Genomic DNA, 20,698 nt, shown 5'->3' with positions numbered 1-20,698 from the left:
CGACGGGCACGGAGCACAACGATGACGTGGACCAATCAGGTCAAGGCGCTGACAAGGGGAACCGAGCGATGAGAAGAGCAGTTGCCGTTCGTAGCGCGGTCCTCGTGACGGTTTCCGCCTGCGCCTTGCTGGCCGGTGGCCTGCCCGTCATCGGTGCGCAGACTAGCTCCGCCGCGACGACCTCGAAGATCCCGCCACTGCCGAAGGCCCGGGACACGAAGGTGAGCCCGCTCCAGGTTGCGGAAGCCAAGAAGTCGGTGGCGGAACGGGCCCGCGAAATGCTTCGGGGTCCGCAGCCAAAGCCGGCGATCTGGCCAGGCGCCGCCGACCAGATCGTCACCTTGGGCGTCGCCTCCGGCGAGGCGATCAAGATGGCCGCCCCGCTGTCCCGGGCCAAAGGCGAACCGGTTGCACCGACGAAGACGCGGGTGCGGGTACTTGATCAGAAAACGGCGACAGCTGCGGACGTGTCCGGCTTCTTGCTCGGTCTGACTCGGGCAGACCAAGGCAAAGGTGAGGCGCCGGCTCAGCTCACCATCGACTACTCGGGCTTTGCCGAGGCATCCGGCGGCGACTGGGCTTCGCGACTGAAGCTCGTCTCGCTTCCGGCATGCGCGCTGACCACGCCACGGGTGGAGGGCTGCCTGACCCCAGCATCGGTGGGCTCGATCAACAACGTGGAGAAGCAGACCCTGACCGCCCCCGTATGGGTGGGAAACACCGAACGGGTGATGGCGGTGACCGCCGATTCAGGCGGGAGCACCGGCGACTACTCCGCGACTTCGCTGTCGCCGGCCGCCTCATGGTCCGCCGGACGGGCCAGCGGTGACTTCACTTGGAACTACCCGCTGCGAGTGCCTCCGGTGCCGGCAGGTCCGGCCCCGAAGCTTTCCATCGACTACTCCGCACAATCGGTCGACGGAAAGACTGCCGCGTCCAACAACCAGTCGTCGTGGATCGGCGAGGGATTCGGTTTGACGGAGTCGTACGTCGAACGCAGGTACGGCACGTGCAAGGACGACGGGCAGGTGGGGAAGTACGACCTGTGCTGGAAGTACGAGAACGCGACCGTGGTGCTGAACGGTCAGGCCAGCGAGCTGGTCAAGGGCGCGAACGGCTGGCGGCTGAAGAATGACGACGGGTCAAAGGTCGAGAAGGTCACCAACCCGACCGCCAACGGCGACGACGACAAGGAAGCCTGGAAGGTCACGACACTCGATGGCACGCAGTACTACTTCGGCCGGGAGTTGCTGACCGGACAGAACTCGGTGTGGACCGTCCCGGTGGCCGGCGATGATGCCGGCGAACCCTGTAACAAGGCGACCTTCGCCACCTCGTTCTGCGACAACCAGGCCTGGCGCTGGAACTTGGACTACGTCGTCGACCCGCACGGCAACGCGATGTCGCTGTGGTACGCCAAGGAGAGCAACTACTACGCCAAGAACGGCGCGACCACCGCGACCAAGGTCTACGACCGCGGCGGCTACCTGATGAAGATCCTGTACGGTCAGCGTTCGGACGCGATGACCGCGCTGGCTCCGATGCAGGTTTTGTTCGACACCCAGGAACGATGCCTGAGCAACTGCACGTCACTGACGAGCGCGACCAAGGGAAACTGGCCCGACGTTCCGTTCGACCAGATCTGCGCGTCCGGTGCGACCTGCACGAAGGTCGCTCCCACCTTCTTCTCCCGGCGCCGGCTGACGCAGGTGACGACGCAGGTGCTGAAGAGCACGACCTACCAGAGTGTTGATGGCTGGACCCTGTCCCAGGACTTTCCGTCGGTAGGCGACCCGATGTCCGGCCGGGCACTGTGGTTGCAGTCCATCACCCACACGGGTAAGGCGGTCGCACCGACTGCCGCGGCCCCGCTGGTGGTGAGCTTCGGGAAGATGCCATTGCCGAACCGGGTGGATACCGACAGCGACGGCGTCGGGCCGATGATCAAGAACCGGGTCGGCAACATCTGGACCGAGACCGGCGCCCAGATCACGGTGAACTATGCCGACCCTGAGTGTGTGGCGGGGCCAACCGCGGCTCGGCACATGCCGGCATCTGCTGACACGAACACGATGCGCTGCTACCCGGTCAAGTGGGCGCCCCCGCTGGCGGCCGAGCGCGAGGACTGGTTCCACCGGCATGTGGTCGCCCAGGTCCGGGTCAACGACATCACCGGCGGCGCGGACGCAGCGGTCACGAACTACACCTATGGCGGCGGCGCCGCGTGGCACTACGAGGAGAATCCGCTCGTCCCAGCCAAGGACCGCAACTGGTCCGACTGGCGCGGCTTCCGTACGGTGACCACGTCTTCCGGTGACCCGTTCCAACCGGGCCCTCGGTCTAGGGTCGTCACGTCGTACTTCCGCGGCATGAACGGCGACAAGCTCAAGGCCGGCGGTACGAAGTCAGTCACCGTGGCTGACACCTTGGGCGGCTCCCGTGCCGATGCGCCCGCACTGAATGGACTCGTCCGCGAGGCCATTACCTACGCGTCGGACACCAGCAACACCGAAATCTCCGGCAACCTGACCGACTACTGGATTCAGGAGACCGCCGCACAGTCGATCGAGACCGGGCTGGTACGCCGTGCCTCGATCGTCAAGCCGTCGGCGGTGGCAGCGCGAATCACACGAGATGGTGGCAGAACCGACCTCGTCCACGCGGCACTGACCGAGTACGACCCTGCGACAGGGTTGGAGGTACAGGTCGAGGACCAGGGAGACTCGGCGAAGGTGGACGAGAAGTGCACGATCACCTCGTATGCGAAGAACGCCGCCACCGGGATGGTCGTGCCGTCGCGGATCGTCACGTCGGAGGGCCGCTGCGACTCGGCCTCGGCCAACCCGCCCGAGAGCCGGGCGCTGACCGACAACCGGACCTTCTACGACGGCGGCTCCTTCGGCTCGGCACCGACCAAAGGCGAGGTGACCTCGACGCAGCGCTTGGACGGATACGTCCAGGGCATGCCGAGATACCAGACGGTCGCGACGTCGACGTACGACTCTTTGGGGCGGAGCACGGGCACGACCGACGCGCTGGGACGCGTTTCGAGCGTTGCCTATACCCCTGCCGGTGCCGGGGCGCTGACACAGATCATCAGTAAGACGCCATCCATCGTCACGCCTGACGGCGTGACCAAGGGCCTCGAAACCAAAACGACCTACCTGCCCGAGTGGGGGAGTACGTCGCAGGTCACCGACCCGAACGGCAAGTTGACCAGTCTGGACTACGACGTCCTCGGACGTCTTACGAGTGTCTGGTTGCCGAATCAGTCGAAGTCGGCCAGCGAGCTGCCGAACACCAAGTACACCTACAACCTGTCGAGTACCGCCCCGTCATACGTGCGGACCGACTCCCTCAATATCCTGGCCAACGGCTACCTGTCCGGTTACGCGATCTACGACTCATTGCTGCGGCCCCGGCAGAGTCAGGAAGTCGCGGCGAACGGCGGCCGCCTGATCAGCGAGACGAAGTACAACTCGCGCGGACTGGCCATCATCAACAACAAGGATTTGTGGAACTCGGCGGCTCCTGCCGGGACGATGGTCAGCGTCCTCGACAACGAGGTCCCGAACGAGACCCAGACGACGTACGACGGCGCCGGCCGCGTGATCCAGTCCACGTTCGCCGTCGCGGCGCAGCCGCAGTGGTCGACCAGGACCCTTTACAGCGGTGACGCGATCACCACCTTGCCGCCAAGTGGTGCGGCGGCCACCTCGGAGATCAAGGACGCGGTTGGCCATGTGGTCGAGCGGCGCGAGTACGACAGCAACGTCCAGACGCCCGGCTTCGTCAAGAGCAGCTACGCCTATGACGTCGCGGGCAGGCTCACCGCGCTGACCAGCGCCGGCGCGACCTGGACCTACGGGCACGACATCTTGGGCCGTCAGACGAGGGTGAACGATCCCGATTCGGGGACCACGACCTACGAGTTCGACGCAGTGGACCGCGTCACCACGATGACGAACGCGAACCAGAAGAAGCAGATCACCGCCTACGACAACCTCGACCGCAAGGTCGCGTTGTACGAAGGATCGAAATCCGACGCCAACCTGAGGTCGGACTGGATCTACGACGCGGACGGCGCCCTCGGACAGCTGTATCAGTCCGCCCGCTATCCCACCGGCAAGACCGGGCCGGTGTACAAGTCGAAGATCTCGCAGCGCAACGTGCTCTACAAGCCGACGGTGACGAGCGTGGTGATTCCGGCCGTCGAAGGCCGCGAGCTCGACGGTATCTACGAAACGAGGATCGGCTACGCGCCGGATGAGGAGACGGTCGCCTTCTCCGACGTCCCGGGCGGCGGCACCCTCGGTAGCGAGATCCTCAACTACACCTACAACCAGGTGGGTCAGCCGGTCTCGATGAAGAGCGGCGACGGGGTCTATGTGAAGGACCTCAAGTACACGGCGCTGGGCGATCCCGAGCGGTACGAGCTGGGGTCGAACGAGGACATGTACGTGGTCAACACGTTCGAGATGGGCTCCCGCCGGCTGAAGCAGACGCTGGCCGGCGACGTGAACATCGTTGCCAATCACAACTATGAGTACGACCCGGCCGGGAACCTGCTGAAGGACAAGAACCTGGTCGGTGGGGACACCCAGTGCTTCGACTATGACGGTCACCGCCGCCTGACCGAGGCGTGGACCCCGGCGGACGCTGACTGCGGCACCGCAAAATCGGCGGCAGCGCTGGGCGGACCAGCGGAGTACTGGCAGTCATGGACCTATACGGCGAACGGCCTGCGGAAGACGCAGACCGATCACACCGCGCTGGGCGACACGCTGGAGACCTACACCTACGACACGACCCAGCCCCACACGGTGAAGTCGATCGCGACTACGGGTGCCGCGCCGAAGCCGGCGGCGTCCTACGCCTACGACGTCAGCGGGAACACGACCGCCAGGCCGGGGCCGGTGGGGACGCCTGCGCAGACCTTGACGTGGAACGCGGACAGCAAGCTCGAAAAGCTGAGCACCACCGCAGGCGACACGTCATATGTCTATGACGCCGAAGGCGGTCTGCTCCTTCGCAAAAGTCCTGGAAAGACCACCCTGTACGTCGGTTCGCTGGAACTGACGCTCGACACCGCGACCCTGGCGTTGACCTCCAAGCGCGAGTACTCAATCGGCGGGCAAGCAGTCGCCGTGAAGTCTTCCGTCACCGACCGCAAGTGGCTGATCCCCGACCACCACGGCACCACACAGGTCTCCGTCGACTCAGCCACGCTGGCGACCGTCACGCGCTACAGCACACCCTTCGGCGAGTCCCGCGGCGTGGACCCGGCCAACTGGCCCGACGACCACGGCTTCCTGGGCAAGCCAGTCGACAAGACCACAGGCCTGACCCACTTGGGCGCTCGCGAGTACGACCCGACGATCGGCCGTTTCCTCAGCGTCGACCCGTTGATGTCGACAGGTGACCCGCAGCAAGTGCTCGGCTACACCTACGGCAACGACAACCCGACCTCCATGTCAGACCCCAGCGGCCTGATCAGCCAATGCGAATGTGGCAACGCCTTACCCACGCCGCCTCCTAGCGACGGACCAGACACTGGCAGCGGCACTGGAAGCAGTGGCAGCGAGCATGGAACGAACCAAGGCGGCACCGGAGGCGACCAGGGCGGCAGCCCGGGTGGTAGCGGATCCGACAACAACAACGATGGTGGTGGCGGCGGACAGGGCATATTCAAGAAGATCCAGAAGCACCTCGACAATAGCTACGGAGACGACCTTCAGGGCCAGGTCTACCACGGCATTGCCTCCGGGATGCTGAGCTCGGCCAAGGGCAGCTTCGATATGGTTCAGGCCGCCTACGAATGCGTCAACAACTTCACCGGCACCGTCTGCTCAGCCAACGTCCAAGGCTTGGTAGCGGTGACCCGAACCCCCCAGGCGCTGGGGCAGGCTGTGGTATCCGGACTCACCGACCCAATCCTCATCAACCTCAAAGCCGGCAACGTGGGGGACGCCATCGGCCAGGCCACCTGGATCGGCGGCGAAATCCTCCTGGGCTCGAAGGGTGCCGGCGCCTTGGCATCCGCAGCTGCGAGGACTGCCGCCGCCGCAGATGCGGCGGCGGCAGCGGCGGCAATCTCTGCGACAAATGATGCTCGCCTGATTGCGGGAGTAGAGACTCGGGCAGCGCAGGTGATCAAATCGCAATCGATTCGCAAGCGCGGACCAGTGCTCACCGGTGCGATGGACCGTCAAACAGGCGAAGTGTTCTTCGGCCAAAACACAGGCTTCCCGGTGCCGATGCATCCGCAGCTTGGTGCGGCGCTTGATGCGTTCAAGGGGTCGTCAGCAGCAGGCAAGGGCATACCTGGGACTCACTCGGAGTTCAATGCCATCAGCCAAGGACTCTACGCACGCCCGGGGTCATCCATTTCTGACTTTGTGTTCTACAGTGTTCGCCTGCGGGGTGGTGCACAGGGGGCCCAGATCCCGATGTGTGGCAACTGCGCGAATGTTCTCAAGGGAGCCGAGGATCTGGTGCGATGAGCAAGCCGCAGTTCGTTCGGGACTCCGAGTTGGAATTCGACTCGGATCTGGTGTTCACGCTCGACGGCGAGGCCTTCACTGGCATCGCCTACGAGGAGTCGGCAGAACTGGGCAGGTCGGAGATTACTTACCGTGACGGCCTGCAGGAAGGGTTGGCCCGGGACTGGTATCCATCTGGCGTCCCGAAAGGCGAGTCGCGCTATGTCCAGAATGTTCTTCATGGGACAAGCAGAGAGTTCGACGAGCAAGGACGCCTGGTGGTGGAGAAACGCTATGAGTACGGGGTCTGCGTTCTAGCGCTTCGGTTCAGCGCTGACGGATCAGTGGCCGAGAGCAAAGTGCTCGACCCGAAGGGCGAAGCCGCGCAGCAACTCGAGCAGCTTCGGGCAGAGCGTCGGTGGGACCTGGATGGGTAGCCGCTGGCCTACATCGGGTGCCGGGCCGGCGGAGTTGATGGCAGTTGGCGGGATGGAGAATTCGTGGCAGCTATACCACCCGCGCGGTTCGGTTCAAATCGGACACGACGCGGACTCAACTGCCGTTGCTATGAGACCTGCGGCGAGGCGAGGGGTGTGGGTTTGAGTCACGAGGTCGTTTTCGCAGAACAGCTGGATGTCTGTCGGCGTTTCGATGTCGCGCCGGTTGTCGCGCCTATTCACCTGAAGGTCGGAATCTCGGAGAATGTGCGTAGTAAGTCGGTGCTTCCGCTGAATGGGCTCCGCCATCCGCTGGAAGGAGAAGGTAGCGGCTGGTACATCTGGGCGGGGGAAGAGTTCTCCAACGATGCGGACTTCTTCGTTCCTCTGCACGTCAGTCATCTCGCTGATTGGTGTCCAGTCGCATTGCCCTATCTGGCACTCCCGCCGGGATGGAGATTCCTCATCGCGCCCGGCCATGAAGACGTGTGGTACGACGAGAGCTTGCTGGTCGACTGAGCTCCCGCGCCGTTCAACGGAGGCCAGCTGGCGTACTATGTACTGAAGTATGGGCTGCGCCTCCCGAAGACGCCCAGGTTCAGATCGCCCACGGTATTGCCACCGGGAAGCTGGGCTCCGTCAAGGGCAGCGTCGATATGACTCAGGCGACCTACGAATGCGTCAATAACTTCACCGGGACCATCTTCTTCGGCCAACGTCCGAGGCTTCGTGGCGATCGCTCGTACCCCCCAACCCCTGTGGCAGGCGGTGGTACCCGGACTCACCGACCCGATCCTCACCCTCAAAGCAGGCAACCTGGCCATGGGCTCGGTCTCAGGCGGAGTTGTTGGAAAAGCTCGGCGAATGGTCGAACCCGCAGGCACTGGCGCGAGAACTACACTGTCGATTCGAAATGGATCGGTATGTGAGCGGAGGTGTGTGTTCCGAGGAAGTTGGTAAGTCTTTCGGCGGCCGATGATGATGCTGTCCTCGCAGTCATCCGCTTAAATAGTGGAGAAGTTGTCTACGCATCTTTTACGGTTGAGAGTAGGCGGGGTATAACCGTCGCGAATCCTAACATTGACTTGTTCCGCTTGGATTCTATGTCGGCTGAGGAGACTCGTGCGGTAATCGCTGCAGTCATTTCTTTCAGTCACGTGATGGCTGGACCTCTGGTCGATCGTTCCTGACTACCCCGATCATGACCGCGATGGAATGAACCGTCTGGGTGCGGGGAATCGGATATCGGTTCGTGACGACCGGGTGGGTGGATGACGAGGCGGCGAACGTCTGGGGTCGGGCCGCAGGATCGACCGGGGTGGATTCGTCGCGGTGGCTCAGCTCAACGATCGTCTGTCTGAGTACGCCGGTCAGAATCGCGGTCGATCCGGGGTTGATGGTCGGGAGTTGGGTTGAGCACGCGCTGTTTCCGGTGGTTCAGGTTGTGTCTCTGGAACTCTTCGATGACGTCGCTTTCCCTGACGATGACGACGACCTCGACACCGTGTTCGCTCACGCCCGAGCCCAGCTCGCCGCCGACTACTGTCAGCGGATCGTAGTGGGCCTGGAGTTACTCCCAGCACCGGATGGACCGACGCTCGACACGTTCCTGAAGGGTGCCGATGTACTCGGAACGCCTTCGAACGAGTGAGCTCCGCCAGGACCGGAGTACCGCCTGAAGGTTCTCGTCGAGGAGAGGGAGGTATGCGAGCCTTTCGGGGTGGGGCCGGTGGAGGTTGGCGGAATGCAGATGGCTGGCGTCACGCCCGAAGTCCGGGACGGGTCGGCCTGGCCTCTCAACGGGTTGAGGCATCCGGTCGAAGGGGGACCGGCGGGTGGTCTGTCTGGACGGGGAGGAGCTTCGCAGGATGTCGACTTCTTCCAGCCGGCAGGCGTCTGGTGGCCATATGGAGGTCCGTAAATGACTGTAGTGAGTGCTGTTCGCGATCTTTATCGAGGTCGCTGGGGTGAGCCGTCGCGTAAGGCCGCGTTCCGGAGTGGGGCGTTTGAGATCGAGATCTTCAAATGGGACGCGGCGGCTAACGGCGAAGGGGTCGACCTGTACGCCACCCTTGGTGCCAGCGTGGAGGACATGCCGGGCGCGGGAGACGGACATCGGGTCGAGTACTTCGTCGGGCTCCAGCCTGGTCGCGATGCCATTGCGTCTCCTTTGGCCGCGCTCGGGCTGTTCGCACGGCGAGAGGGCGTACGCGTCGATCATGGGCACACAGTGCCGGCCGATGAGGCTCTTTGGCCGGGAAGTGAGATGCATACGCTCCTGGTGCTACGCCAGGCCGTTGAGATTTTGCCCGAACTCAGACTGGAGGATGGAGTCCGCGTCGAGTTCCTTCAGGTCGTGCCCGTCTTCGAATCAGAACGCATGTTTGTTGCCGAGCATGGCGCCGACACGCTGCTGAAGCGATGGGAGGGGGCCGCAACGCCGTTCTGGGATCCCCGGCGCGCGGCCGAACCGGCATAGTCAATGCAATGGCGACGGCGTTCCAACAATCCCTCCGTGCCACCGCTACCCCGTCCAACTCCGCAGACACCGGAGGAGTTCGAAGCTCTGGGCGCCTGTCGAGGTAGACCTGCCGATGCTTGTCTACCGCGAGACAGCGACCTTCTCGCCAGCCTGTGGCTCGCGAGTGCACGGGAGATCGGGTACCGGTTTGTGATGACCGGGCAGGTGGACAGACAGGCTGCGGACGTTGGGGTTGGGCAGCAGAGTCGACGACCGGGATGGATTCGTCGCAGTGGCTCGACTACGCGAGCGTCTGCGTGAGTACGCCGGTGGGAATCGCGGTCGAACCGGCGTTGGCGGCCGGGGGCCTTGGGGTTGAGGACGCGCTGTTCCCGGACACCGTGTTCGCCCACCCACGGATCCAGCTCGCCGCCGACTACTGCCAAATGAGTAAGCCTGGCCAACGGACCGGAGTACCGACTGAAGGTTGTCGACGAGGGAGTGGCGCATGAGGGAGGTGTGCGAGCGGTTCGGGGTGGTAGGGGTTGAGGTTGAGGGAATGCAGATGGCCGGCGTTGCGCGGGAGGTGCGGGACGCCCAGGCCTGGCCTCTCAACGGGTTGAGGCATCCGGTCGACGGAGATGCGTGCGGCTGGTATTTCTGGGCGGTGGCGGCTTCTGATCGCGCCGGGATGCGAGGACGTCTGGTTCGACGAGGGATTGCTCAACGTATGAAGCGGCTCGGTGTGCTGCGGGAGATGCTCAAGGTTCATGGCGGAGGTGAGTGGCAGTGGTTCGATCCGAGTTGATCTTGATCGGTTACTGGCGCGGGCCGAGGGAGGAAGGCTGGCCGGAGCCTGGTGACTTCGTAGATCTGGATTGGGATGAGAGTGAGCGGTATCGGGTTGTTGACTACCTTGGGCGCGGGTTTGTTACGCGCGCCTACATGGGGTACTCGCCGTGCCGGCTCTGTGACTCGACTACCAACGGCTCGCTGGAGTTGAGTGATGGGGTGTATGTCTGGCCGGAAGGGTTGAAGCACTACGTCAGTGATCATGGGCTCCGGCCGCCGCGGAGCTTTGTGGAGCATGTGATCGAGATGAGCGAGGCGTTCGAGGACGCCGGCCGGGATGAGTCGTGGTGGCGCAGCCAGACGAAGCGCTCAGGAGCGTAACGGCGGATGAGTGCTGAAGATGCGCATGCGCGGTGGTTGGGGCTTCGGAACCGGGTTACCGGTGAGGTTGGGTACCTGGACGCGTGGTACTGGGAGCAGTGTGCGGATTGCTTGTTTTGGCGGCCGCTGGCCGGGGTGATGGGGGAAGACTGGGGTGTCTGTGCGAACGCGGCGTCGGGCTCGGACGGGCGGGTGCGGTTCGAGCACGATGGGTGTGGGGAGTTCGAGGCGAAGGTCGTGCGACAGCCGGAGTAGGGGTGAGGTTCTGGAGCGTCAGGGCTGGAGGGTGCGTAGCTTTTCGAGGTAGGTCTTGTAGACCGTGGTGAAGGGTTCGGACGTGGCTATGTTGGCTGTTATCCAGGTGCAGGTGGCTTGGGCGGTGGCGATTATTTGGGGTGGGTAGTTGTAGAGCTTTTGGTGGAGGAGGAATTCGTCTTCGTCCATCACCTTGATGGTGCCGTCTCGGAGGAGGCGGATGTCCAGGTCCAGGTCGATGGTGGTGACTGAGTCGACGCCGAAGACGGGTGGGGTGGTGATGTCGCAGTAGATCTGGGTGGGGTGGGGGGTGTCGTTGAAGAGGGCGCTCCACCATTGGCCTCTGGGGTAGAGGCGGACTCGGTGGTGGTCGATCGTCACCCAGGTGCCGTCGGCGCGCTGGCCGCGGGAGCCGGGGAGGGAGCCTACCCAGAGGCCGTGTTCGTCCTCGCCCAGGTTGATGGACTCGAGGAGGCGGTGGGGCGTGCCGTCGTACTTGCAGAAGAGTGTCCTCACCATGTCCATCTCTGCCCCACCCCACCGCCCCGGTCTGGCTCCATAGGGGTGACTTTAGGTGAGGGGCGCATCACAAGCGAGCAAGCGCGCCCCGGCCGAGTCGCGGTGAGCCTGGGGGAGTGTGAGAAACGCATCTGCGGGGCTGCTGAGTTCGGAATCGTCGCTGTCCGTGCATAGACTCAAGCGTTCGAGGACAACCTGCGGAGGAGCTCGATGCGCGTTCTGGAGACCGTCGATGGCCCGGCGGACCTCAAACGGATGACCGACTCGCAACTGCGTGAGCTGGCCTCGGAGATCCGTGACGTCCTGGTCGAGACGGTGTCGCGGACGGGCGGGCACCTCGGGCCCAACCTGGGCATGGTCGAGATCACCCTGGCGATGCACCGGGTGTTCGAGTCGCCGCGGGACCGGTTGATCTACGACACCGGGCACCAGACGTACGTCCACAAGCTGCTCACCGGCCGGGCCGCCAAGTTCGACACGCTCCGTCAGGAGGGCGGCCTGTCGGGTTACCCGAGCCAGGCCGAGTCCGAGCACGACGTCGTCGAGAACAGCCACGCCTCGACCAGCCTGTCGTACGCCGACGGCCTCGCCAAGGCGTACCGGTTGCGCAAGGAGGACCGGCACGTCGTCGCGCTGATCGGCGACGGCGGCCTGACCGGCGGGATGGCCTGGGAGGCGCTCAACAACATCGCCGCGGCCAAGGACCTCAAGCTCGTCATCATCGTCAACGACAACGGCCGCTCCTACAGCCCGACCGTCGGCGGCCTGGCCACGCACCTGACCAGCCTGCGCACCAACCCGCGGTACGAGAAGATCCTCGACCTGGTGAAGAAGAACCTCGGCCGTACGCCGTATGTCGGCCCGCCGATGTACGAGGTGCTGCACGGCGTCAAGAAGGGGCTGAAGGACATGCTCGCCCCGCAGGGCATGTTCGAGGACCTCGGCCTCAAGTACGTCGGCCCGGTCGACGGCCATGACCGGCAGGCGATGGAGGACGCGCTCACCAAGGCGAAGGCGTTCGGCGGCCCGGTGATCGTGCACGCGGTCACCCAGAAGGGCTTCGGGTACGCCGCTGCCGAGCAGGACGAGGAAGACAACTTCCACCAGGTCCGCCCGAAGAGCAAGCCGCGCGGCTGGACCGACGTGTTCGCCGACGAGATCATCGAGATCGGCCACCGCCGGCCCGACGTCGTCGCGATCACCGCCGCGATGCTGCACCCGACCGGCCTGGCGGCCTTCGCCGAGCAGTTCCCCGACCGCATCTTCGACGTCGGCATCGCCGAGCAGCACGCGGTGACGAGTGCCGCCGGCCTCGCGATGGGCGGCCTGCACCCGGTGGTCGGCCTCTACGCGACCTTCCTCAACCGCGCCTTCGACCAGCTGCTGCTCGACGTCGCGCTGCACAAGTGCGGTGTCACCTTCGTGCTCGACCGGGCCGGCGTGACCGGTGACGACGGCGCGAGCCACAACGGCATGTGGGACATGTCGATCCTCCAGGTCGTCCCCGGCCTGCGGCTGGCCGCGCCCCGCGACGGCACCCGGCTGCGTGAGCTGCTCAACGAGGCGATCGAGGTCGACGACGCCCCGACGGTACTTCGCTACGCCAAGGGCGAGGTGTTCCCCGACATCGAAGCCATCGACCGGATCGGCGGCTGCGACGTCCTGGTCCGAACCGGCACCGACGTCCTCATCATCGGCATCGGCTCGATGGCCGCGACCGCCGTGGACGTGTCGACCAGACTGCAGCAGCAGGGCTTCGGCGTCACCGTGGTCGACCCGCGCTGGGTCAAGCCCGTCGACCCGGTGCTGGTCGAGCTGGCCGGCAAGCACAAGTTCGTCGTCGTGATCGAGGACAACGGCCGGGCCGGCGGCTGTGGCGCGGCCATCGCGCAGGCCCTGCGCGACGCGGGCGTGACGACCCCGGTGCGCGACTTCGGCATCCCGCAGGAGTTCCTCGAGCACGCCAAGCGGGACAAGATCCTGCAGGAGATCGGTTTGACCGGCCAGGGGCTGGCCCGGGACGTGATAGAGCTGATCGCCAGGCAAGGGGACGCGATCACCAGTGAGTCAGACACCGCGAGCGGCAGGCCGGGCGGGGCCTGACGGGGGACCGGCGAGGGGGCGGCACTCCGCGGCACCCCGGCAGCGTCGGCTCTGGCCGTTGCTGCTCTCGCTGGTTCTCGTCGCCGGAGCCGTCGCCGGTGGGCTCGCCCTGCACCGGTCCAGCGCCGACTCCGATCAGGCCATCGCCTCGCCGAAGACGTCCGGCCCGCCGGAGATCGACGAGACGGCCCGCGCGGCCGGGGTGAACAAGGTGCTGCTCCGCCGTGCCCAGGCGGTCCAGCGCGACAACGAGCAGGAGTTCCTGCAAGACGTCGACCCGGCCAACAAGACGCTGCGGCAAGCGCAGAAGCTGCTCTTCGAGAACCTGCGGCAGTTCGGGTTCGCCAGCCTGCAGTACGAGCAGCTCAGGGAACAGTTCGACCAGCGGCTGGTGGACAAGTACGGCCCGTCGACGTACCTGGTCGGCGTGGTGATGAGGTACCAGATCAAGGGCATCGATCCGCAGCCGGTGCGGACGATGCTCGGTTACACCTTCGTCCAGAAGCCCGATGGCAGCTGGCTGCTGGTGTCCGACAGCGACATGGACCATCTGTTGCCGCGGGGATCGCATCAGGAGGCCTGGGATCTCGGCCAGATCCTGGTGAAGCGCGCGCCGCGGGTGCTGATCGTGGTCGAGCGCAACCAGACCAAGCTCGCCCAAAACCTCGCGGCTAAGGCGGTCAGCGCGGTAGAGGCCGTCAGCAAGGCCTGGCCGGGCGGCTGGACGGGCTCGGGCGTGGTGATCGCGCTGGACGACAAGATCGTCCGCGGCGCCGACTACACCGTGCCGAAGAACGCCGAGGACGCGCTCGCGATGGCGACCTGGGTGTACCGGACGCTGCCCGGCGAGGTGACGGCGATGGGGGAGCGGGCCGACTCGTACGTCGTCATCAACCCGCGCAACCGCGACAAGGTCGACGCCCGGACGCTGGCCCACGAGTTCACCCACGTGGCGACCGCGCCGTACGGGGCGTTTGCGCCGCGCTGGCTGGTGGAGGGCGCGGCGACGTACGTCGAGTTCCTGCCGATGGCCGGCGAGGAGAACCTCGCGCTGGACAAGTACCGCAAAGAGGTCCAGACCAAGTACCTGGCCAAGGCGAAGGGGCTGCCCGCGGACGACGTGTTCTTCAAGGACTCGAACAGCTCGTACCCGATGTCGTGGCTCGCGGTCGACTACCTGTTCCGCCACTTCGGCGGCATCGAGGTGGGCACGCTCTACCAGGAGATGGCCTCGCTCGGCGAGACCCAGGCCGAGCGCAACCGGATCATGCTGGAGCACCTCAACCTGACCGAAGGCCGCCTCTTCCTCGCGCTGAAGAAGGAAGCGGCCGGCTAAGGGCAGCAGCGGGCAAGTTGTATACCCGGCGTGTCGGTGGTGGAAACTGTAGGAGCGAGTAGGGTAGCCGGGCTGTGGCAGACGGGCGGACCGGAGGAATCGACCCGACGTGAGTTCGACAACACCTGGCGCCGTACCGTCCGGCGCCGAGGTTCCGCCCCACGGGCCCCGCCGCTGGCTGGGCCTGCTGATTGCCGTGGCCGTGGTCTCCGCGGGCGTCGTCTACGCGGTCGAGGACCGGGAGCAGGATGCCCGGGCCAGGCCCAGCGCGCCCCTCACCACGCCGCCTGCGACCCAGCCGAACAACGGCACCAAGCCGCCGTCCAAGACGGCTGCGGCGGTCGCTGCCCGCCGGTTGGCCGTCGACACGATCCTGCTGCGCCGCGCGAAGGCCGTCCGGACCGTCAACGAGAAGATGTTCCTGCAGGACGTCGACCCGGCGAACAAGAAGCTGCGGCAAGAGCAGAAGGTGCTGTTCGCGAACCTGGTCGAGCTCGGCCTGGACGAGATCGGCTACAGCCAGGCCGAGGAACGGTTCGACCAGAAGGCGGTCCGCGCGCACGGCGCCTCGACGTACCTGGTCCGGGTGCTGATGAGGTACCAGATCCACGAGGTCGACCTGGTGCCGGTGACGACCGAGCTCGGCTACACCTTCGTGCACCACGGCGGCCGCTGGATCATGGCCGACGACAACGACCTCGACGACGAGCTCGGCCCGGGCGCGCACCAGGAAGCCTGGGACCTCGGCCGGTTCGAGGTGCATCGCGCCCCGCGCGTCCTCGTCCTGGTCGACAAAGGCGACACCCAGCGCGGCCGGTCGATCGTCACCGAAGCCACCGAGGCGCTTGCCGAGGTGACCGCGTACTGGCCGCGCAAGTGGCGTGGCACCGTGCTGATCGCCGCGCTGGACGACTCCGACGTCCGCGACGCGCGGTTCAACGACGAGGACGTGGAGTCCGCCGCGAGCGCCGGCTCGACCTTCTCGTCGCTGCCCGGTCAGGACACCGCCGACGGTACGGTCGCCGGCGCGTACATCGTGGTCAACCCCAAGGAACGCGACCGGGTCGACGAGATCCTGCTGTCCCACGAGATCACTCACGTCGCCACCGCCGACCTCGGTGGGTACGAGCCGTTGTGGCTGGCCGAAGGCGCGGCGGAGTACGTGTCCTGGCGGGGGATCGAGGCGATCAGCGGACCCGGCGAGGTCGGCAAGTGGGAGCAGGAGGTCATCGACGACGCGCTGCCGCTGCTCAGCGCGCTGCCGTCGGACCAGGGCTTCTACAACAACAACGCCGACGTGTACGGCGTGAGCTGGCTGGCGGTCCGGTTCCTGGTGAAGCGCCTGGGTCTGGCGGCCGTCGAGGAGTTGTACGAGGATCTGGCCATGCACGGAACCGATCAGGCGGCCCGGGACCGGATCCTGCTGACCCGCACCGGGTTCACCGAGGCGACGCTCTGGATCTACCTTAAGGACTACGAGCCTCAACGCTGAGTGGCGGTTTGACCTCAACCCGTCAGCTTGGCAGGCTCGGCAGCGTTCCGTCCGAGTCAAGGAGGCGTAATGAGCCTGTTGCGAACCAAGACGATCGAGCAGTCGATCGCGGACACCGACGAGCCGGAGTACCAGCTCAAGAAACGCCTCACCGCCCTCGACCTGACCGTCTTCGGCATCGGCGTCATCATCGGCGCCGGCATCTTCACCCTGACCGGCCGGGCCGCCAAGGCCTACGCGGGTCCGGGGATCGCGTTGTCGTTCGTGTTCGCGGCGATCTGCTGCGCGCTGGCGGCGCTGTGCTACGCGGAGTTCTCGTCGACCGTGCCGGTGTCGGGTTCGGCGTACACGTTCTCGTACTTCTCGCTGGGCGAGATCTTCGCCTGGATCATCGGCTGGGACCTGCTGCTGGAGTTGATGCTCGGGGCAAGCGTGGTCGCCCAGGGCTGGTCGACGTACGCGAAGCTCTTCCTCGACGAGATAGGACTGGGCTGGCCCGCCTCGATCGGGCCGGACTCCGACGTCAACGTGCTGGCGATGCTGCTGGTGATCGTGCTGGCCACGCTGGCGACGATCGGCATCAAGGAGTCGCTGCGGGTCAACCTCGCGCTGGTCGCGGTCAAGCTGTTCGTCGTGCTGTTCGTGATCATCGCCGGGCTGTTCTACATCAAGGGCTCGAACCTGACCCCGTTCATCCCGCCGAGCGTCCCGGCCCCCGACCACGATGCCTCGATCACCACCCCGCTGATCCAGTGGATCTTCGGGGTGCCGTCGACGTACGGCGTGATGGGCCTGGTCTCGGGCGCCTCGCTGGTGTTCTTCGCGTTCATCGGCTTCGACGTGGTCGCGACGACCGCGGAAGAGGCGAAGAACCCGCAGCGCGACCTGCCCCGCGGCATCCTCGGCTCGCTGGCGATCTGCACGGTGCTCTACGTGCTGGTCTGCATCGTCATCACCGGCATGGTCAAGTACACCGACATCAGTGGTGAGGCGGCCTTGGCCGAGGCCTTCCGGTCGGTCGGCAAGCCAGGCTTCGCGACGCTGATCTCGGCCGGCGCGGTCGCCGGTCTGACCACCGTCGTACTGACCTTGATGATCGGCGCCGCGCGCGTCGTCTTCGCGATGAGCCGCGACCACCTGGTGCCGGCCCGGCTCGGCAAGACGCACCCGAAGTTCGGTACGCCGTACCGCCTCACCATCGGCATCGGCGTGGTGGTCGCGATCGTGGCCGGCGTGACGCCGATCGGCAAGCTGGAGGAGATGGTGAACATCGGCACGCTGGCCGCGTTCACCCTGGTCTCCATCGCGGTGCCGCTGCTGCGCCGGAGCCGGCCCGACATCGAGCGCTCGTTCAAGGTGCCGGGCAACCCGGTGGTACCGATCCTGGCAGCCCTCATCTGCGTCTACCTGATGCTGAACCTGTCGCTGGAGACCTGGATCCGGTTCCTGGTCTGGATGGTGCTGGGCTTCGCCGTCTACGCGCTCTACGGCTACCGCAAGAGCCGCGTCGGCGAGACGGAGCGCACTGGCGAGAGCACCAGGGCGTAGTCGTCCAACGCTCGAAGAGGCCGCGTCCGCAAGGGCGCGGCCTCTTCGCGACCCCAGGGGAGCGAATTGGGGGGTAATATCCGTCCGGCCGGATCGGGCCGGGCGAGGAGCACCAGATGACGATGCAGCGGGGACGCCTCTTCGCGGGCGCCACCGCGCTGGTCCTGGCGAGTGCCGTCGGCGTCGTCGTGGTGACCAAACCGGACAGCGGCAGGTCTCCGGGTGGTACTGCGGCCGCTGCTGAGGCGACCACCCCGCCCGGCTTGTCGAAGTCCAGGAAGGCCGCGGTGGACGCGCTCCTGGCTCAGCGAGCGAGAGCCGTTCTCAAGGACGACGAGTCGGGGTTCATCGCCTCGGTCGATCCCAAGCAGCCGAAGCTCGTCGCCGAGCAGCGGGTGCTGTTCGGCAACCTGCGGCAGTTCGACTTCACCAATCTGCGGTACTTCGCCGCCGACGAGCGGGCCGCGCCGAAGATGGTCGCGAAGTACGGCAAGACCGCCTTCACCACCCGGGTGATGATGCGCTACGAGCTCACCGGGCTCGACCCGAAGCCGGTGCAGACCGACCTCGGTTACACCTTCGTACTCCGGTCCGGCCGGTGGATCCTGGTCGCGGACGACGCGATCGAGGACTCGCTGAGCGAGGACGGCCATCGCCAGCCCTGGGACTTCCAGCCGGTCAAGGTGGTCCACCGCGGCACGGTCACCGTCGTGGTGGACAAGAAGGAAATCCCGATGGGCAAGAAGATCGCCGGCATCTCGCAGGACGCCGTCGCCGCCGTCCGCCGGCACTGGCCGCGGCCCTGGAACGGCAAGGTGATGGTGATCGCGATGCCGGAGCCGCGGGTGATGTCGATGCACTGGCGGACCGGCACCGGCAACGGCTGGACGATCGCGGCCAAGGCCGTCACCCTGTACGACGGCGAGCCGCTGAGCGTGAAGGCGGTCGCGCCGGTGGGCAGCAGGATCGTGATCAACCCAGCCGTCCGCAAGAACCTCGAAGAGGATCTGCTGGTGCACGAGATGACGCACGTCGCCACGGTGCCGCTCGGCCTCGGTACGCCGACGTGGCTGGTTGAGGGCGTCGCGGAGTACGTCCGTTGCCGGTCGATCGAGGACGACCCGCGCTGGACCGTCGATCCCTACCGCAAGATGGTGAAGACCAAGTACCTGCCGTCGATGAAGGTGCTGCCGGGGGAGGCGCAGTTCGACGCGAGCGGCGACCGCTCGTACGGGCAGTCTTGGTGGGCGACGGAGTACGTGGTCTCCACCGAGGGCGTGAAGGGGATGGCCGCGCTCTACACCGAGCTCGCCCAGCACGGCGTCAGCCCGGCCGCCGACGCCGCGATCATCAAGAAGCACACGGGCAAGACGCCGGCCGAGCTGGTCACCGCGGTGAAGAAGTTCCGGGGTTAGTGTCCCGGAGGCGGGACACTAGTCCTCCAGCGGTGGCAAGGCCTGCCGGATGACGACCAACCCGAACAGGATGATCGTCAGTCCGTGGACGACCGTGCACCACAGGCAGATGGCGTCGATCTGGAACAGCTCGGCCCAGATCAGGTAGCAGACGAACACCACTCCGACGACGACCGCGGCCAGCCGTAGCCGGCTCGGCCAGGGGGACGCCGTACGCCAGAGTGGTGGCAACGACAGCGCCGTCATCCCGACGAAGAACAGCAGGCCGAGCAGCGCGACCGGGATGCCGAACAGCTTCGAGTACTGGCTGCTGGTGACCTTCAGGCAGTTCACGACGCCGGTGTCAGGACAGGCAAGCGTCGTACCGGCGGTGTAGTGCTCATAGGTCAGGTACGCCGCGACCGCGACCCCTGCGACGGACAGCACCAAGGTGATCCAGGGGAGCCAGCCGAGCGACTTGCGCTGCGTCGTGACACCGGCGCTCACGGGGTCAGCTCTTCCCGAGCTTGCCGGCCGCTGTCTTGACCGCGTCCATCGAGCAGACCGCGGCGGGCTGGTTGTTGGTGAGAGCGCAGATGGCCGCGGTGTAGACGTTGGCCGAGCCGTCGATCGCCTTGGCGATCGGGCTGTTCGCGTCCTTCAGCGCGGCGGCGATCTCGGTCTGGGTCTTGCCGGCCAGGATCTCCGGCGAGTACGTCGCGCCGGAGCCGACGAACTTGCCGCCGAGGTCGACGAACGGGATCGAGCCGCCGCTCTTCACGTACGGCGGCTGGTTGAACGTCGCGAACGTCTTCTCGTCCTCGGCGGTCGGCGTGTCCAGCGGCGCGTACTGGCCGTTGACCTGCTCGTTGGTCGTCGTCTCGACGCCGGTGAAGGACAGGTACTGGCTGGTGTAGGTCGAGCCGTGGAAGGACAGCGTCGCCGTGTTCGGGAAGACGTCGGCCGACGCCGAGTGGGTCGTGCCGAGGTTGCTGAAGGTGCCGAAGCGGGAGAGCGCGACCGTGACCGGCCAGCGCTCGGCAGCGCAGTACGGGCAGAACTCGGCGCCGATGTAGAGCACCTTCGGCTTGCCGTTGGCGGTCAGCGGTGGCGCGGTGATGGCTGCGGGGGAAGCGTTCACGGCGTCGCTGCCGACCGCGGCGAAGGTCGCGGGCGGGATGTTGGCCAGCGTCGAGATGAGGCTCGAATCCGCCGTACCGGAGGGCCCGGCTGCCTCGTCCTTCTTGCCGCCACCGGCGAGCCGGACGGCGACCAGGCCACCGATCACCACGATGACCACCACGACGGCGCTGATCGCGATCAGCAGCTTCCGCCGCCGCTCGGCCCGCGCCTGCTCGGCGGCCAACGAAGCCGCCTTCTCGCGAGCCTGAGACTTCTGTTCCACGCGCTTGCTCATGTTCTCCCCAGCTCTGGTTTGATCCACCAGGGACAACTGCCGACAAACCACAGAAGTTCCGCGCGACATGTTGCAAACCCG

At 65.8% G+C, this 20,698-nt stretch carries 16 protein-coding genes; 13 read left to right on the top strand and 3 right to left on the bottom strand.

Translation table 11 applies throughout. From position 1 onward, the window contains the following. Positions 1-68: 68 nt before the first annotated feature. The 8 genes from ACIA12_RS08175 to ACIA12_RS08140 all read left to right on the top strand — a co-directional run bounded on the left by ACIA12_RS08175 (position 69) and on the right by ACIA12_RS08140 (position 10,808). Positions 69-6,503 (top strand): RHS repeat-associated core domain-containing protein, encoded by a 6,435-nt coding sequence (locus tag ACIA12_RS08175; protein WP_396366210.1) that lies wholly within the window; start codon positions 69-71, stop codon positions 6,501-6,503. After that, positions 6,500-6,919: a toxin-antitoxin system YwqK family antitoxin gene (locus ACIA12_RS08170; RefSeq protein WP_396366209.1), complete on the top strand. Its 420-nt coding sequence runs from the start codon at positions 6,500-6,502 to the stop codon at positions 6,917-6,919. The genes ACIA12_RS08175 and ACIA12_RS08170 overlap by 4 nt, the downstream gene beginning before the upstream one ends. 162 nt (positions 6,920-7,081) lie before the next feature. After that, positions 7,082-7,438 carry a hypothetical protein gene (locus ACIA12_RS08165; RefSeq protein WP_396366208.1) on the top strand — a complete coding sequence of 119 codons (357 nt, stop codon included), beginning with the start codon at positions 7,082-7,084 and terminating at the stop codon, positions 7,436-7,438. 733 nt (positions 7,439-8,171) lie between these two features. Continuing rightward, positions 8,172-8,570, top strand: a complete 399-nt coding sequence (locus ACIA12_RS08160) for a hypothetical protein (protein WP_396366207.1) — start codon at positions 8,172-8,174, stop codon at positions 8,568-8,570. 270 nt (positions 8,571-8,840) lie between these two features. Beyond that, on the top strand, positions 8,841-9,398 hold the full coding sequence (locus tag ACIA12_RS08155) for a suppressor of fused domain protein (RefSeq protein WP_396366206.1): 558 nt from the start codon (positions 8,841-8,843) through the stop codon (positions 9,396-9,398). 541 nt (positions 9,399-9,939) lie between these two features. Next, positions 9,940-10,188, top strand: a complete 249-nt coding sequence (locus ACIA12_RS08150) for a hypothetical protein (protein ID WP_396366205.1) — start codon at positions 9,940-9,942, stop codon at positions 10,186-10,188. Between the two features lie 137 nt (positions 10,189-10,325). Beyond that, a complete protein-coding gene (locus ACIA12_RS08145) occupies positions 10,326-10,553 on the top strand; it encodes a hypothetical protein (RefSeq protein ID WP_396366204.1) in 228 nt (75 codons plus the stop codon). A 6-nt stretch (positions 10,554-10,559) separates the two neighbouring features. Then, entirely contained in the window at positions 10,560-10,808 is a 249-nt protein-coding gene (locus ACIA12_RS08140) for a DUF3027 domain-containing protein (protein ID WP_396366203.1), read from the top strand. An 18-nt stretch (positions 10,809-10,826) separates the two neighbouring features. Here the strand turns inward: ACIA12_RS08140 and ACIA12_RS08135 are convergent, their stop codons facing one another. Then, positions 10,827-11,327 (bottom strand): DUF402 domain-containing protein, encoded by a 501-nt coding sequence (locus ACIA12_RS08135; RefSeq protein WP_396366202.1) that lies wholly within the window; start codon positions 11,325-11,327, stop codon positions 10,827-10,829. 210 nt (positions 11,328-11,537) lie between these two features. Between ACIA12_RS08135 and dxs the strand changes: the two genes are divergently transcribed. The 5 genes from dxs (at position 11,538) to ACIA12_RS08110 (ending at position 19,221) form a co-directional block, all read left to right on the top strand. Further along, positions 11,538-13,430: a 1-deoxy-D-xylulose-5-phosphate synthase gene (dxs, locus tag ACIA12_RS08130; RefSeq protein ID WP_396366201.1), complete on the top strand. Its 1,893-nt coding sequence runs from the start codon at positions 11,538-11,540 to the stop codon at positions 13,428-13,430. A 58-nt stretch (positions 13,431-13,488) separates the two neighbouring features. Next, on the top strand, positions 13,489-14,766 hold the full coding sequence (locus ACIA12_RS08125; RefSeq protein ID WP_396366200.1) for a hypothetical protein: 1,278 nt from the start codon (positions 13,489-13,491) through the stop codon (positions 14,764-14,766). A gap of 109 nt (positions 14,767-14,875) precedes the next feature. Then, entirely contained in the window at positions 14,876-16,258 is a 1,383-nt protein-coding gene (locus ACIA12_RS08120; RefSeq protein WP_396366199.1) for a hypothetical protein, read from the top strand. A 69-nt stretch (positions 16,259-16,327) separates the two neighbouring features. Beyond that, complete coding sequence (locus ACIA12_RS08115) at positions 16,328-17,806, top strand: APC family permease (protein ID WP_396366198.1); 1,479 nt, start codon at positions 16,328-16,330, stop codon at positions 17,804-17,806. 116 nt (positions 17,807-17,922) lie between these two features. After that, positions 17,923-19,221 carry a hypothetical protein gene (locus tag ACIA12_RS08110; protein WP_396366197.1) on the top strand — a complete coding sequence of 433 codons (1,299 nt, stop codon included), beginning with the start codon at positions 17,923-17,925 and terminating at the stop codon, positions 19,219-19,221. Positions 19,222-19,239: 18 nt separating this feature from the next. On the opposite strand, the gene ACIA12_RS08105 is transcribed toward ACIA12_RS08110, so the two are convergent. Both ACIA12_RS08105 and ACIA12_RS08100 read right to left on the bottom strand, forming a co-directional pair. Continuing rightward, positions 19,240-19,707: a vitamin K epoxide reductase family protein gene (locus ACIA12_RS08105; protein WP_396366196.1), complete on the bottom strand. Its 468-nt coding sequence runs from the start codon at positions 19,705-19,707 to the stop codon at positions 19,240-19,242. 4 nt (positions 19,708-19,711) lie between these two features. After that, entirely contained in the window at positions 19,712-20,617 is a 906-nt protein-coding gene (locus tag ACIA12_RS08100; RefSeq protein ID WP_396366195.1) for a DUF929 family protein, read from the bottom strand. Positions 20,618-20,698 lie beyond the last annotated feature (81 nt).

Source organism: Kribbella sp. NPDC051620, from assembly GCF_044453825.1.
Lineage (GTDB): Bacteria > Actinomycetota > Actinomycetes > Propionibacteriales > Kribbellaceae > Kribbella.
The sequence above is the reverse complement of the archived record's forward strand: the minus strand, read 5'-3'. Positions and strand labels throughout refer to the sequence as shown.

What these genes read in the sequence shown, in the direction of transcription:
- ACIA12_RS08175 (WP_396366210.1), top strand. Translation starts at nt 69, where the DNA reads ATGAGAAGAGCAGTTGCCGTTCGTAGCGCGGTCCTCGTGACGGTTTCC.
- ACIA12_RS08170 (WP_396366209.1), top strand. Translation starts at nt 6,500, where the DNA reads ATGAGCAAGCCGCAGTTCGTTCGGGACTCCGAGTTGGAATTCGACTCG.
- ACIA12_RS08155 (WP_396366206.1), top strand. Translation starts at nt 8,841, where the DNA reads ATGACTGTAGTGAGTGCTGTTCGCGATCTTTATCGAGGTCGCTGGGGT.
- ACIA12_RS08150 (WP_396366205.1), top strand. Translation starts at nt 9,940, where the DNA reads ATGCAGATGGCCGGCGTTGCGCGGGAGGTGCGGGACGCCCAGGCCTGG.
- ACIA12_RS08145 (WP_396366204.1), top strand. Translation starts at nt 10,326, where the DNA reads ATGGGGTACTCGCCGTGCCGGCTCTGTGACTCGACTACCAACGGCTCG.
- ACIA12_RS08140 (WP_396366203.1), top strand. Translation starts at nt 10,560, where the DNA reads ATGAGTGCTGAAGATGCGCATGCGCGGTGGTTGGGGCTTCGGAACCGG.
- ACIA12_RS08135 (WP_396366202.1), bottom strand. Translation starts at nt 11,327, where the DNA reads ATGGTGAGGACACTCTTCTGCAAGTACGACGGCACGCCCCACCGCCTC.
- dxs (WP_396366201.1), top strand. Translation starts at nt 11,538, where the DNA reads ATGCGCGTTCTGGAGACCGTCGATGGCCCGGCGGACCTCAAACGGATG.
- ACIA12_RS08115 (WP_396366198.1), top strand. Translation starts at nt 16,328, where the DNA reads ATGAGCCTGTTGCGAACCAAGACGATCGAGCAGTCGATCGCGGACACC.
- ACIA12_RS08110 (WP_396366197.1), top strand. Translation starts at nt 17,923, where the DNA reads ATGACGATGCAGCGGGGACGCCTCTTCGCGGGCGCCACCGCGCTGGTC.
- ACIA12_RS08100 (WP_396366195.1), bottom strand. Translation starts at nt 20,617, where the DNA reads ATGAGCAAGCGCGTGGAACAGAAGTCTCAGGCTCGCGAGAAGGCGGCT.